The sequence below is a fragment of the Mesorhizobium caraganae genome (assembly GCF_016836705.1).
GTDB classification, from domain to species: Bacteria; Pseudomonadota; Alphaproteobacteria; order Rhizobiales; family Rhizobiaceae; genus Mesorhizobium; species Mesorhizobium caraganae.
Map to the genome: position 1 here is coordinate 429,961 of NZ_JAFCGY010000002.1, position 13,853 is coordinate 443,813.

Below are 13,853 nucleotides of genomic sequence, written 5' to 3' on the forward strand. Positions count from 1 at the left end.
GAGACGACGTTAGCGCTTCACGCGCAACGACCCCCTCTGTCGCCTTCGGCGACATCTCCCCCTCAAGGGGGGAGATTGGCGCCTAATCACCCCTTGCGCTTCTCCACTTCCGCCTTCCTCAGCAGGAAGCGCTGGATCTTGCCGCTTGGGGTCTTCGGTAGTTCGGTGACGAACTCGACCTCGCGCGGATAGGAATGCGCCGAGAGCCGCTTCTTGACGTGTTGGGCAAGCTCTTCGGCGAGGTCCGGATTGCCCTTGTAGGCCGGCGCCAGCACCACGAAGGCCTTGACGATCTCGGTGCGCTGCGGATCGGGCACGCCGACGACGGCCGCCTCGTTGACCGCCGGATGCTCGATCAGCGCGCTTTCGACGTCGAACGGGCCGATGCGGTAGCCGGCCGAGGTGATGACATCGTCGGCCCGGCCGATGAAGGACACCGAACCGTCCGGTTCGTACTCCACCGTGTCGCCGGTGCGGTAGTAGCCGCCTGATATCGCCGGCGTCTCGGCCTGATGATAACCTTCGAACCAGCGCAGCGGCGATCTGCCAATGTCGACGGCAAGGATACCAGGCTGGTTGGGGCCGAGCTCGTTGCCTGCCTCGTCGAGCACCACCATGCGGTAGCCGGGCATGGCAAAACCGGCCGAGCCCGCGCGCACGAGATGCGAGAGCCCATGATGGTTGTTCACCATCATGCCGTTTTCGGTCTGGCCGTAATGGTCATGGATGGGGACGGCGAGATTGGCGTCGAACCAGCGGATCACTTCCGGATTGAGCGGTTCGCCGGCGCTGCTCACCACGCGCAGTCTGCCTTTTACACGAGCGGCAGCCTCAGGCCCTTCCGCCATAAGCAGGCGATAGGCGGTCGGCGAGCCGGCGAGGCTGGTGACGCCGAGCCGCTCGATGATGTCGTAGGTGCTTTTGGCGTTGAAGGCGCCTTCATAGAAGGTCGTGGCGATGCCGAGCTGCAAAGGTCCGGTGATGGCGTAGTAGAGGCCGTAGGCCCAGCCGGGATCGGCGATGTTCCAGAACACGTCATTCGGGCGCAGCCCGATCGCCTCGCGCATATAGGCGCCGAAGGCCAGCAGGGCACGCAGCGGCACCGGCACGCCCTTGGGCAAGCCTGTCGTGCCGGAGGTCGACATCATCATGAACAGGTCGTCGCCCTTGCGCATCACCGGCTGGCAGTCGGGCGAGGCGGCCGCAAGCGCGGCGCGGAAATCAATGTCGCCGAGAGGCAGCGCCTCGCCGGGGCCAAGAATGGTCGCGATTTGCGCTGGTGTCTCGACCTCGTCGAGCTTGCCGCGATTGGCCGGGTTGGTCACCACGATCTTCGCACCGCTATAGCCGAGACGGTGCTCGATGGCCTTCGGGCCGAAGGCGGTGAACAGCGGCTGGTAGACCGCGCCAATGCGCCATGTGCCGAGAATGAGCGCCGCCAGTTCGGGGATGCGCGGCAGCATGCCGGCGACGGCATCGCCGGCACCGACGCCGGCAGCCTTGAGCGCATTGGCGGCGCGACCCGACATGTCGGCGAGATCGTCGAAGGTGAATTCTCGCAATTCGCCGCCGGCCGAGATCGCACGCAGCGCCAGCCGGTTTTCACCGGTGTAGCGGCCGCAGCATTCGACATAGGCATTGATGCCGGTTGTAGGGTTGCCATGCAACCGGGCGATCTCGTCTTCGATGCGAAAGCGCTGAACGGCATCCTCATAGCGCGGTCTTTTGCTCATGGCGGGCCTCCCTGGCAGCGCCCATCTCCCCCTTGGCGCGCCCGTCAGATTGCCCGAAATCGCGGCGCCGGTCGATTGCGGCGAAAGTCGGGATTAGCCACTTTCTCCCCGTTTTACGGGGAGAAATGCCCGGCAGGGCAATGAGGGGCAGCGTCAGCCTCTGAGGTCGGCGGGAACTCTACGGATCAACGTCGGCGGCGACAGATGGTTGACCAACTCCCTCAACCGGCCGATAGCTCCGCGCAAATTGCTGCTCCGAGACCTCCAATGACCACAGACACCAATCTCAAAGCCGCCGATGCCGACAGCGCCTGGAAGGACGACATCCGTGCCGGCGTTCGCCATGTGCGCGATCTCGCTTCGCTGCCGCTGTCACCGGCCGAACGCTCGGCGGCGCAGGAAGCGGCCGTGCGGCACAAGGTGCGTGCCCCAAAAACCTATCTCGACCTGATCGACTGGAACGATCCCGCCGATCCGATCCGCGCGCAAATCATTCCGTCGCCGGATGAGCTGGTGGAAACCGAGGGCGAGCTCGACGATCCGATCGCCGACCATGCCTTCAGTCCGGTGCCGCGACTGACGCACCGCCATGCCGACCGCGTGCTGTTGTTCCCGACCTATCAATGCGCGGTCTATTGCCGCTTCTGCTTCCGCAAGGAGTCCCTGACCTCGATCGGCCGTGGCTATACGCGCGACGCTCTCGAAGAGGCTTTTTCCTATATCGAAGCCCGCACCGAAATCCGCGAAGTGATCCTGACCGGCGGCGATCCGCTGTCGCTGCCGGACAAGGCCCTGGCCGAAATCCGCGCCCGCATCGAGGCGATCGCGCATGTGCGGCTGCTGCGCATCCACACCCGTGTGCCTGTCGTGCTGCCGACGCGCATCACGCCGGGGCTGGTTGGCGCCTTGCAGGGCCGGCTGATGGTCACCATCGTCACCCATTTCAACCACGCGCGGGAGATCACGCCGGCCACCGAATTGGCCTGCCGCACTTTGCGCCAGGCAGGCTTCGTGCTGCTTAACCAGAGCGTCCTGCTCAAGGGCGTCAACGACACGGTGGAAGCGCTGGAGGAACTCTGCCGCGAACTGATGTATCGCCTGGGGGTAAAGCCCTATTACCTGCACCACGGCGACCTCGCGCGCGGCATGGCGCATCGGCGCACCACCATTGCCGAGGGACAGGCGCTGGCCGGCGCGCTGCGCGCGCGTCTGTCGGGTATCTGCAATCCCGTCTATGTGCTGGACCTGCCGGAAGGCGGCGGCAAGGTGCCGCTTGGGCCGTGCCATATCGAGGCGCGGGAAGGGGACAACTGGCGCATTCGCGGCCAGGATGGCGGGGAGAGGGTGTATCGGGACGTTGTGGGGTAGGCAGCGCCGGTTCCGCCAATGACCGCTGCCGGCCTGCTGTGGGTCATGATGATTGACCGGCCGTGACATGTTCGGTCGCATCCCGTATATTGACATAAAGATATCCTTATGTGATGGTTGTCGCCCCAAGGATAAAAAATGTCGCAGAATTCTGCATCGCTGGCTGCGTTGTTCGGCCCCGTCGCGGTAAAGCCCGACGGTTCCGAAGTGCTTGCGGCACTCACCGCGGCGGCGCGCGAGCGCATCCTCATCCTTGACGGCGCCATGGGCACGCAGATCCAGGGTCTCGGTTTCGACGAGGAGCATTTCCGCGGCGAGGCCTTCGCCGGCTGCGCTTGCCACCAGCAGGGCAACAACGACCTGCTGATCCTGACGCAGCCCGCAGCGATCGAGGAGATCCACTATCAGTACGCCATCGCCGGCGCCGACATCCTCGAGACCAACACCTTCTCCTCCACTTCGATCGCACAGGCCGATTACGGCATGGAGGCTGCCGTCTATGCGCTGAATCGCGACGGTGCGCGGCTGGTGCGGCGCGCCGCCATTCGCGCCGAGCAGGAAGACGGCAAGCGCCGTTTCGTCGCCGGCGCGCTGGGGCCAACCAACCGCACCGCCTCGATGTCACCCGACGTCAACAATCCCGGCTATCGCGCCGTGACCTTTGACGAATTGCGCCTGGCCTATGGCGAGCAGTTGCGCGGGCTGATCGACGGCGACGCCGACATTATTCTGATCGAGACCATCTTTGACACGCTGAACGCCAAGGCGGCGATCTTCGCCTGCAACGAGATCTTTCTCGAGAAGGGCGTGCATCTGCCGGTGATGATTTCCGGCACCATCACCGATCTCTCCGGCCGCACATTGTCGGGCCAGACGCCGACCGCCTTCTGGCATTCGGTGCGCCACGCCAGCCCGTTCACCATCGGCCTCAACTGCGCGCTCGGCGCCAACGCCATGCGCGCGCATCTGGCTGAGATATCGGGCGCCGCCGACACATTCGTCTGCGCCTATCCGAATGCCGGCCTGCCCAACGAATTGGGCCGCTATGACGAGAGCCCGGACTTCATGGCCGCGCAGATCGAGGATTTCGCGCGGGAAGGGCTGGTCAACGTCGTCGGCGGCTGCTGCGGCTCGACGCCGGAGCACATCCGCGCCATCGCCGAGGCGGTCAAAAAGTACCCGCCGCGCCCCATTCCCGAGATCGCGCGCAAGATGCGGCTGTCCGGACTGGAGCCGTTCACGCTGACCGACGAGATTCCCTTCGTCAATGTCGGCGAGCGCACCAACGTCACCGGCTCGGCCAGGTTCAGAAAGCTGATCACGGCGGGCGATTATGTCCCCGCGCTCGACGTGGCGCGCGACCAGGTCGCCAATGGCGCGCAGATCATCGACATCAATATGGACGAAGGCCTGATCGATTCGAAGAAGGCGATGGTCGAGTATCTCAATTTGATCGCCGCCGAGCCCGACATCGCGCGTGTGCCTGTCATGGTCGACTCCTCGAAATGGGAAATCATCGAGGCCGGCCTGAAATGCGTGCAGGGCAAGCCGCTGGTCAATTCGATCTCGATGAAGGAAGGCGAAGAAGCGTTCCTGCATCATGCCAGGCTGGTGCGCGCCTATGGCGCGGCGGTGGTCGTCATGGCCTTCGACGAGGCCGGCCAGGCCGACACCAAGACGCGCAAGGTCGAAATCTGCACCCGCGCCTACAAACTCCTCACCGAGCAGGCCGGCTTCCCGCCCGAAGACATCGTCTTCGACCCCAATGTCTTCGCGGTCGCCACCGGCATCGAGGAGCACGACAATTACGGCGTCGACTTCATCGAGGCCACCGGCGAAATCACCGGGACGCTGCCGCATGTCCATATCTCGGGCGGCGTGTCTAACCTGTCCTTCTCGTTCCGCGGCAACGAGCCGGTGCGCGAGGCCATGCACGCCGTGTTCCTCTACCACGCCATCCAGCGCGGCATGGACATGGGCATCGTCAATGCCGGCCAGCTCGCTGTCTACGACACGATCGAGCCGGAGCTGCGCGAGGCCTGCGAGGATGTCGTGCTCAACCGCGCACCCAGGGCCGGCGGCACCGCCACCGAGCGCATGCTGGAGATCGCCGAACGCTTCAAGGGCGCCGCCGGCAAGGAGGGCAAGGAGCGCGATCTCGCCTGGCGCGAGCTGCCGGTCGAAGGGCGCATTTCGCATGCGCTGGTCAACGGCATCACCGAATTCATCGACGCCGACACCGAGGAAGCGCGGCTGGCCGCCGAGCGTCCGCTGCATGTCATCGAAGGCCCGCTGATGGCCGGCATGAATGTCGTCGGCGACCTGTTCGGTGCGGGAAAAATGTTCCTGCCGCAAGTGGTGAAGTCAGCGCGTGTCATGAAGCAGGCAGTGGCTGGATTGCTGCCGCATATGGAGGCCGAAAAACTGGCCAACGCCGCCAATGGCATCGACAATGGCGAGCGCCAGACGGCGGGAAAAATCCTGATGGCGACGGTGAAGGGCGATGTCCACGACATCGGCAAGAACATCGTCGGCGTCGTGCTCGCCTGCAACAATTACGAGATCATCGATCTCGGCGTCATGGTACCGGCGGCGAAGATCCTGCAGACGGCGCGCGAGCAGAACGTCGACATCATCGGCCTCTCCGGCCTGATCACGCCGTCGCTGGACGAGATGGTGCACATGGCGGCCGAGATGGAGCGCGAAGGCTTCGACATTCCGCTGCTGATCGGCGGCGCGACGACCAGCCGCGTGCACACGGCGGTGAAGATCCACCCGCGCTATTCCAAGGGGCAGACGGTCTATGTCACCGACGCCAGCCGGGCCGTCGGCGTGGTCTCGTCGCTGCTCTCGAACGACGGCAAGGCCGACTATGTCGACACGGTGCGGGCCGAATACAAAAAAGTCGCCGACGCGCATGCCCGCTCCGAGGCCGACAAGCAGCGGCTGCCGCTGGCCAGAGCGAGGGCCAATGCGCACAAGGTCGACTGGTCGGCCTACCAGCCGCCGAGGCCGTCCTTTACGGGCGTGAAAGTGTTCCAGGACTGGGACCTGGCGGAGCTGGCGCGCTACATCGACTGGACGCCTTTCTTCCAGACCTGGGAGCTGAAGGGCCGTTATCCCAAGATCCTCGAGGATGAAGCGCAGGGTCCGGCAGCGCGCCAGCTGTTCGAGGATGCGCAGGCGATGCTGAAGAAGATCATCGCGGAAAAATGGTTTGCGCCGCGCGGCGTCATCGGCTTCTGGCCGGCCAATGCCGTCGATGACGACATCAAGCTGTTCACGGATGAGGCGCGCTCGCAGGAGCTGGCGACCTTCTTCACGCTGCGCCAGCAACTGACCAAGCGCGACGGCAAGGCCAATGTCGCGCTGTCGGATTTCGTCGCGCCTGCCGAGAGCGGCAAGCCCGATTATATCGGCGGCTTCATCGTCACCGCCGGCATCGAGGAGGTGGCGATCGCCGAGCGCTTCGAGCGGGCCAATGACGACTATTCCTCGATCATGATCAAGGCGCTGGCCGACCGTTTCGCCGAAGCTTTCGCCGAGCGCATGCACGAGAAGGTGCGCACGGAATTCTGGGGCTATGCGGCCGACGAGGCGCTCGCGCCGGACGATCTGATCGGCGAACCCTATCGCGGTATCCGCCCCGCGCCCGGCTATCCCGCGCAGCCCGACCATACCGAAAAGGCGACTTTGTTCAGGTTGCTCGACGGCGAGGGCAATGCCGGCGTCAGCCTGACCGAGAGCTACGCGATGTGGCCCGGCTCGTCGGTCTCCGGCCTCTATCTCGCTCACCCCGAAAGCTACTATTTCGGCGTCGCCAAGGTGGAGCGCGACCAGGTCGAGGATTACGCCCGCCGCAAGGCCATGCCGCTGGCCGAGGTCGAGCGCTGGCTCGGCCCGATCCTCAACTATGTGCCCGTGGACTACGCAGAGGCGGCGGAGTAGCGTTCTGACGGTTGGCGAAATTGCCAAGGCGTCGCAAGCGCGCCTGATCCGGCCCAGCGTCTGCTCGACCGCCCCCTGATTTCTCCCCTTTCAAAAAAATCTCACCGCACCGGGGAATAAAGCACGGCCCTTCCGGGTCTTGTTGTCAGCGGGGCCCAAAGAAACGAAACAAGGAATTTCGGACATGACCAAGCTCGCTTTCAGCGTGGCTGCGATGCTGCTTGCCTCGAGCGCTGCCTTTGCCGGCAGCGACCACTTCACCAACAAGGCCAACCAGCCTGGCGTGGACACCAATGCCACCGCGTCAATTCCCTACACAGCGCACCAGGACGGCGTCGATGCCAAGGTGACGACCGGGCCGAACCAGGACTCGGTGCAGGACATCATTGCCCGGCACAACCGCGACAGCATCTGGGGTCGCTGAGTGATGGGCGCCGGCGCCGGATCCGCGCCGCCGCCTCAACCGATCAGGACGGGAGCCAGCGCTCTCCGTCATCTCTCTTCCGCGACTTCGGACACCACTCACAAGAGGAAATCACCATGTTCACAATGACACGTCGCACATTGCTTGGAACCGCCCTCGCTGCAACCGCCTTCGGCCTTGCCGGCAAGCTCGAATTCACTCAAGCCGCCTTCGCCGAAACGCCGGTCGAGCCTTCGATCGGCTTCTACAAATACAAGGTCGGCGACATCGAGGTCACCGCCATCTATGACGGCATCTGGCGCAAGCCGCATGACCCGGCCTTCATCAAGGATGTCTCGGTCGACGACACCAAGGCCGCACTCGCCAAGGCGGGGCTGACCACCGACTTCATGCCCATCCCGCTCACCGTCGTCGTGCTCAAGATGAACGGCAAGCTGATCATGATGGATGCCGGCTCGGGCGTCGGCCAGTGGCAGACCAACGCCACGCATCTGCCGGCCAACATGGCCGCCGCCGGCATCGACTACAAGGCGATCGACACCATCATGATCTCGCATTTCCACCCCGACCATGTCTGGGGCCTGATGGAGAAGGGCACCAACGCGCCGGTATTCCCCAATGCCGAGCTGATCGTCAACGCCACGGAATACAATTGGTGGACCGACCCGAGCCGGCTGGCAAAGCTGCCGGAGGGCCGCAAGCCCGCTGGCAAGCGCATCGCCGAAAATTTTCCGAAATGGAAGAACTGGAAACTGGTTCAGGATGGCGCCGAAGTGGTGCCCGGCATCCAGATCATCGCCGCCCCGGGCCACACGCCGGGCCATTCGGTCTACCTCGCTAACTCCGGCAAGGAGCAGCTGATGATCTCGGCCGACACCATGTATGTGCCGGCCCTGCTGGCGCCGCATCCGGAATGGCAGGGCAGCTACGATCAGGACGGGCCGACGGCGATCACTACCCGCCACAAGATCATCGACCGGGTGATTGCCGACAACATCCGGATTTCCGGGTCGCACTTCCCGTTCCCCGGCACCGGCGTCTTCGTGAAAGATGGCAATGCCTACGGCTTCACGCCCGTGCAGATCTGAGCACGGCAACCCAACTAAGCGAGAAAGACAATGAAACAGATCTATCTGGGCAGAAACGCTTTGTTCGGCCTGCTCGGCGCCATTGCCGTGCTGACCGTGGTTCCCGCGGCCACAATCATGCCGGCCTATGCGGTCGACGACATCGAAGGCACCGACGCGCCCGACCTCACCGCTGTCCAGGCCAAGATCGCCGTCAAGGACTACAAGGGCGCATTGGCCGACCTGCGCGCTCTCGCGCAGGACAACCAGCAGGCCGACGTCTACAACCTGCTCGGCTTCACGCTGCGCAAGACCGGCGATTTCACCACCGCCCTGACCTACTACAACAAGGCGCTGGAGCTGAAGCCCGACCACAAGGCCGCCCGCGAATATCTGGGCGAGCTCTATGTCGAAACCGGCGACATGGCCAAGGCCAACGAGCAACTGGCGTCGTTGCAGAAACTCTGCCCCGGCGGCTGCGAGGAACTCGAAGACCTGCAGAAGGCCATCGCCACCAAGGTGACGCAGTAGGCGCGGCGCAAATTCCCCTCACCCGGATTGCCAAACCGAATTGCAAGGGCAATTCGGGCAATCCGACCTCTCCCCGAGGGGAGAGGAGGGGCGGCGACAATGCGCCCGTCTCTTCTCCCCTCGGCGGTCCGAAGGACGGGCGAGGCCCGTGACTCGCCCCGGCAGAGGTGGCCGCGAAGCGGCCGGATGAGGGGGCGTTGGCGCTGAGCTCGGCCCCTAACGCACACCAGTTTGGGCGCCCGTGGCCGGCGCCCAAACGCCGGAGCCGGCGCCCCATCCCTCAAGCCGGCTCCGGCCCCTCGGACATCATCACCACATCAGCGCCATCCGCGCCCCCACCGGGCGCGCGGCGGCTGCCTGCACCCAAAATCCGGAGCCAGACCATGCTACTGACCGACCACACCGCGAAGCTGCACACGCTCGCCGCAAAATATCACCTCAAGGACGTCACCCTGCTTGCCGGCCGCCTGCTTATGTCCTTCATCTTCCTGCATGAGGGTGTGACACTGGCCATCCATTTCGACGGCGCCGCCAAGGCGATGGCAGCCCAAGGCGTCGGCCTGCCGCTTTTCATCGCGACCATCGCGCTGCAACTGGGGGCAGGGCTCTCCGTTGCAACAGGCCTGCTGACGCGGCTGGGCGGCATCGGCCTCGGCCTGTTCTGCCTAGCAACGGCCACGCTGTTCCACACCAATTTCGCCAGCCAGAGCGAATTGCTGAATTTCGAAAAGGATCTGGCCATATCGGGCGGCATGTTCGTGTTGGCCGCGGTTGGCGCCGGCAGGTTCTCGCTGGACTGGCTGGTGGCCTGCTATCTGCAGCAGCGCCAGCGCGACAAGGACATGGTGGCGGCACTTCTGGCGGCGGAGAATGACATGACGTTGAAGGTGACGCTGCCGGTTTGAGGGAGTGCAAGGGCGAGGGGGAAGTCATCCTGCACCGTCGCGCTCCACGGCGACCCCCTCTGCCCTGCCGGGCATCTCCCCCACAAGGAGGGAGATTGGCCGTCACCTCGGCCGTCGCCAACCTCCAACGTCACAGAACTGGCGAGGCGCCGAAGATGCTAATCTCCCCACAAGTGGGGGAGATGGCCGGCAGGCCAGAGGGGGGCGCCGTAGAGCGCCGCCTTTTTCCGTCAGCTCCACCAATCACGCAAATTCTTTGGATCGTTCGCGCCGGTGCGGCGTTCTTCCCTGACACCAAGGAGGAACGACGATGGGTGACGAACGGCACGAGAAGATCCAGAAGCGCGCTTACCAGATCTGGCAGCGCGAAGGCGGTGGCGACCCCGAGCATCACTGGCACCGGGCCGAAGCCGAAATCGACCGGGAAGCCGCCTTGCCGCTGACGGCCGACGACGCGCTGCCGCAAACCCGTGAGATCGCCAGCACCGATGTCCTGACAGTCGAGGAACTGGCCGTGCGCACCGGCATATCGGGCGACGAGGCGCAGGAGTTGATTGACAGGCTGGGAACTGACCGGGCGGCGGTGGAGCAGGCTGCGCGCGGGTTGAAGGGGCGACGGAAGTCCTGATTGCGGGCTACGTGCAGGCTTACTTCCATCAGCGGCGTCGAACATCGAGGACGGCTGGCTTTGGTGCACCATTTTGGCGCGCGCGCCGCGCGAAGGCATGGATGGCGCGCCATTGATCACGGGGCCGGATCTACTGCTGCGCCCGCGCACTCTGCCAAAGCCAGATTGCGAGCGAGCTGGATCGCCCACGGATCTGGGTCTCCACAGGACCTCTTAAAGCACCGGATTTGAACAACGCGCAGTCGCGACCGGCGACCTCAAGCATTTCGTAACTCACCGCCACTTCGGCATTCTGGTCGGCAGCGATCTCCATCAAGCGACTTGCAACGTTGACGGTGTCGCCGATGGCCGCGATGTGCTGACGCCCTTCGCCGCCGAGTCGAGAGGCCACGATTGTTCCATAATGCGCTCCAATCTTGAAGCCGATCCGGGATGCGGTCGACGCAGGCAACGAGGCGAGCCAATCGTTGGTGCGGCTGGAGAGCCCGGCACAACAGCGGGCAGCATTGAAGGCGTCGTCTGTCGTCGGTTCCGGCAGGCCGAACAGGATCATGGCGCCGTCACCCATGAAACTCGTGACAACGCCACCGCAGCTTGTCACTTCTTCGTCCACCAACGCGTGAAAATTGTTGAGGAGTTCGCGTGTGGCGCTCGGCCCCAATGTTTCACTCAGTCCGGTGAAGCCGGACAGGTCGATGAACAGGATGGCGGCATCTGTCCGGACGGGTTCCGAGAGGAAGTCGCCATGCTTGGCGAGCCATGCTCCCAGTCCTGGGGCTTCAACGCGTTGAAGCAATTGGCTCTGCGTGGCGAAATATTGGGCCCGGCTCCTGCCCAGCCAAAGCTGCGCGGCCCCAAACAGGATTGCCGGCGGAACGGCAGCGGTCATCGGCAGCGCGGCGCTCAGCCAGATATGGTGCAGGAAAGCGGTCATGTTGACCACCAACCAGATCAGGACCACGCCGGCGACCGCCGCAAGGCCGATGGCGTTTCGGCGCCACGCCAACAGGCCGACAAGAAGCATGGGCAGCGCAACTGCAAAGCCCGCGTCTGCAAGGCGAACGTTCTGGTCGCGCACGATTCCGTCGCCGGCCATCAGATGGGCAACCGCCGTCGACATGACCTCGACGCCGGGCAGTATGGGATCGAACGGTGTCGGGAAGACATCGCCGGTGCCGGTTGCGGTCGCTCCTATCAAGACAATTCGGCCCCGGATAGCGCCGGGATCGAACTGGCCCGCCAGCACGGTCGCGGCGCTGATCGTGCGGATCGTGCCGCGCGGGCCATAGAATGTCAGAGGCAGGATGTGACCAATGTCCGTTCGGATCGACCGTCCGTCGAGCGATAGATCATCGGGCGCAATTCCAGGGTCCTCTCCCGCCGCCATGGCGGCAACACGCAAGGAGAAGGACGCTTGCAACTGATCTCCGGCCCGAAACAGCAACGGCACGAACCGGGGCGTTCCCGTCCTGTCGGTGACCACGTTCACGACACCGACAGCGGCGACATCCGAAAACGCTTTCAGGGGCCACAGGAACCGCTCGGCATTCGGCACGCGGGCGAGGGGTCCTTCGCCCACGGCCAGAGCCCATTGTTTGCCTCCGGGGTAGATCGCCGCTGCAGCGATTACGCTTCTACTCCTGCTCAGCGAACGCGCGAGCACCTCGTCGGTGTCTTTTGCCCCGGGGTCGACCAGCAGCAGGTCGAGCGCAATGGCTTTCGGCCCGAGCGGCTCTATCGTATCGATGATTCGGGCAAGCGTGGCGCGGCTGAGGGGATAGCTGCCCTCGCGCCGCACCGTTTCATCGTCTATTGCGACAATGGTGATCAGCTCCGGCGGCTTTGCCGTTCCTCGAACAAGCGTTCGAAGATCGGTCATCGTTGCCTCGACGCGATCGAGAAACCAGAAATTGCCGTGCCAGTGCGCGAAGCCCAGGCCGGCGCCCCAAAGACCCGCCAGAATGAGCGCGATCAGCGTCGGAAGCCCTCGTCGGCTCATTACCAACTCACTGGGCAAGCTCACTGGCCGAAACGGGCCAGCAATGCGGAAACGCGCTTGGCGGGCCAGTGCTTGACGATGAGTTTGCCTGTCCCGGCCTCGACGTCCACGCCATCGCCCGGTGCGAGGACCACGACGGCGGTGGATGCCGGTCTTTGCACGGCGACGCGACCTCTCAGGACGAAAACAGACGTCTTGCCATTGCCAACGTCGACTGCCCATTTTGTGCCGCGCACCGCGGCGATCGCCTGCGGGGTGATAACCGCGAAGCCACCCTGGACCGCGCCGGCCGGAGCATCGAGCAGCAGCGCTTTGCGCCGCAACCTGACCGCGTCGGGACTGCCGTTTCGATCGCGATCCTCCAGCGTAAAACGTGCGCCGCCTTCCACAATGATGGCAAGGCCTTCCCGACATCTCAGAATCTGTCGGGACGTACCGGCCACCGGCTCGAACGTACACCCTGCATCCTGCGCATGGGCGGCATCCACCCAGAAGACACCGGCAAACAGGACAGCCACCAGGCTACGGAAAAATCGGCCCCTTGCGCGCATCAACGTCTCCTCGCTTTGCGAAACCCTGCGGCAGGAAATTCTTTGCCGTCAGCTTGCCCGCGTGTTTGGTTCACGAGCCGGCACTTGCAGCCGCGTTGGCTTGAGGATGCCGACGGGCAATCGTAACACGACAAGCTGCTCCGGCGTTAAGCATGTTCGGCATGGCGGGTCGCCGGGCAGGCAAGGTGAGGGAGGCGCCCATGGCGACCACAAGCGCCACTGCACCAGAACGCGATGGAGATCCACCGGGAAGCCGCTTTGCCGCTGACGGCCGACGAAGCCCTGCCGCAAACAAAGGAGATTGCCGGCACTAACGTTCTTAGTCGAGGAACTGGTCCGTGCGCACCGGCATGTCGGGGGACGAAGCGCGGGGTCTGTTCGACGCCTGGGCACCGACCGCGCCGCCACCGGACAAAAAGTCTGGGAAGAGGCGCAATCTCGGCGCGTTTGATAACCGCGAAGCGGCGGAGAAACACGAGGCCGAAGGTGCAGTATTTCAAGCGGCATTGAGGAGGTGGTCGCAATAGCGATACACCATTGAAGGCGTTCATTCTCTGTAATTACGAATGACAGCTTCGCGCCTCATGCACGAACCCGCTTCGCGGGAGGGGCGCCTCGTTCTGAGATGGCGCGACAGGTATTGGTCTTGAGCGGGTAGAAGCTGCGATCCGACCATGGAGTTCCTTCAACGAGAGGAAC

General features: G+C 64.1%; 10 protein-coding genes. 7 read left to right on the top strand and 3 right to left on the bottom strand.

Annotation, left to right across the window (positions count from 1 at the left end; translation table 11 throughout):
* Positions 1-86: 86 nt before the first annotated feature.
* Positions 87-1,733: an acyl-CoA synthetase gene (locus JQK88_RS09725; RefSeq protein ID WP_246749788.1), complete on the bottom strand. Its 1,647-nt coding sequence runs from the start codon at positions 1,731-1,733 to the stop codon at positions 87-89.
* A gap of 267 nt (positions 1,734-2,000) precedes the next feature.
* On the opposite strand from JQK88_RS09725, the gene JQK88_RS09730 reads away from it, so the two are divergent.
* The 7 genes from JQK88_RS09730 (at position 2,001) to JQK88_RS09760 (ending at position 10,604) form a co-directional block, all read left to right on the top strand.
* Positions 2,001-3,101 carry a KamA family radical SAM protein gene (locus JQK88_RS09730; protein WP_203278168.1) on the top strand — a complete coding sequence of 367 codons (1,101 nt, stop codon included), beginning with the start codon at positions 2,001-2,003 and terminating at the stop codon, positions 3,099-3,101.
* A gap of 138 nt (positions 3,102-3,239) precedes the next feature.
* On the top strand, positions 3,240-7,049 hold the full coding sequence (gene metH, locus JQK88_RS09735; RefSeq protein WP_203278169.1) for a methionine synthase: 3,810 nt from the start codon (positions 3,240-3,242) through the stop codon (positions 7,047-7,049).
* 184 nt (positions 7,050-7,233) lie between these two features.
* Positions 7,234-7,473 carry a DUF680 domain-containing protein gene (locus tag JQK88_RS09740; protein ID WP_203278170.1) on the top strand — a complete coding sequence of 80 codons (240 nt, stop codon included), beginning with the start codon at positions 7,234-7,236 and terminating at the stop codon, positions 7,471-7,473.
* A gap of 116 nt (positions 7,474-7,589) precedes the next feature.
* Complete coding sequence (locus tag JQK88_RS09745; protein WP_203278171.1) at positions 7,590-8,561, top strand: MBL fold metallo-hydrolase; 972 nt, start codon at positions 7,590-7,592, stop codon at positions 8,559-8,561.
* 30 nt (positions 8,562-8,591) lie between these two features.
* A complete protein-coding gene (locus JQK88_RS09750; protein ID WP_203278172.1) occupies positions 8,592-9,071 on the top strand; it encodes a tetratricopeptide repeat protein in 480 nt (159 codons plus the stop codon).
* Between the two features lie 383 nt (positions 9,072-9,454).
* Entirely contained in the window at positions 9,455-9,976 is a 522-nt protein-coding gene (locus JQK88_RS09755; RefSeq protein WP_203278173.1) for a DoxX family protein, read from the top strand.
* 310 nt (positions 9,977-10,286) lie between these two features.
* The gene (locus tag JQK88_RS09760) at positions 10,287-10,604 is read left to right on the top strand and encodes a DUF2934 domain-containing protein (RefSeq protein ID WP_203278174.1); all 318 of its coding nucleotides are present in this window, start codon (positions 10,287-10,289) and stop codon (positions 10,602-10,604) included.
* A gap of 130 nt (positions 10,605-10,734) precedes the next feature.
* Here the strand turns inward: JQK88_RS09760 and JQK88_RS09765 are convergent, their stop codons facing one another.
* Both JQK88_RS09765 and JQK88_RS09770 read right to left on the bottom strand, forming a co-directional pair.
* The gene (locus tag JQK88_RS09765) at positions 10,735-12,603 is read right to left on the bottom strand and encodes a CHASE2 domain-containing protein (RefSeq protein ID WP_203278191.1); all 1,869 of its coding nucleotides are present in this window, start codon (positions 12,601-12,603) and stop codon (positions 10,735-10,737) included.
* 20 nt (positions 12,604-12,623) lie between these two features.
* The gene (locus JQK88_RS09770) at positions 12,624-13,154 is read right to left on the bottom strand and encodes a FecR domain-containing protein (protein WP_203278175.1); all 531 of its coding nucleotides are present in this window, start codon (positions 13,152-13,154) and stop codon (positions 12,624-12,626) included.
* Positions 13,155-13,853: the final 699 nt, after the last annotated feature.

Coding starts and splice junctions, on each gene's coding strand:
- JQK88_RS09745 (WP_203278171.1), top strand. CDS start 7,590: ATGTTCACAATGACACGTCGCACATTGCTTGGAACCGCCCTCGCTGCA.
- JQK88_RS09760 (WP_203278174.1), top strand. CDS start 10,287: ATGGGTGACGAACGGCACGAGAAGATCCAGAAGCGCGCTTACCAGATC.
- JQK88_RS09730 (WP_203278168.1), top strand. CDS start 2,001: ATGACCACAGACACCAATCTCAAAGCCGCCGATGCCGACAGCGCCTGG.
- JQK88_RS09725 (WP_246749788.1), bottom strand. CDS start 1,733: ATGAGCAAAAGACCGCGCTATGAGGATGCCGTTCAGCGCTTTCGCATC.
- JQK88_RS09740 (WP_203278170.1), top strand. CDS start 7,234: ATGACCAAGCTCGCTTTCAGCGTGGCTGCGATGCTGCTTGCCTCGAGC.
- JQK88_RS09750 (WP_203278172.1), top strand. CDS start 8,592: ATGAAACAGATCTATCTGGGCAGAAACGCTTTGTTCGGCCTGCTCGGC.
- JQK88_RS09755 (WP_203278173.1), top strand. CDS start 9,455: ATGCTACTGACCGACCACACCGCGAAGCTGCACACGCTCGCCGCAAAA.
- JQK88_RS09770 (WP_203278175.1), bottom strand. CDS start 13,154: ATGCGCGCAAGGGGCCGATTTTTCCGTAGCCTGGTGGCTGTCCTGTTT.
- JQK88_RS09765 (WP_203278191.1), bottom strand. CDS start 12,603: ATGAGCCGACGAGGGCTTCCGACGCTGATCGCGCTCATTCTGGCGGGT.
- metH (WP_203278169.1), top strand. CDS start 3,240: ATGTCGCAGAATTCTGCATCGCTGGCTGCGTTGTTCGGCCCCGTCGCG.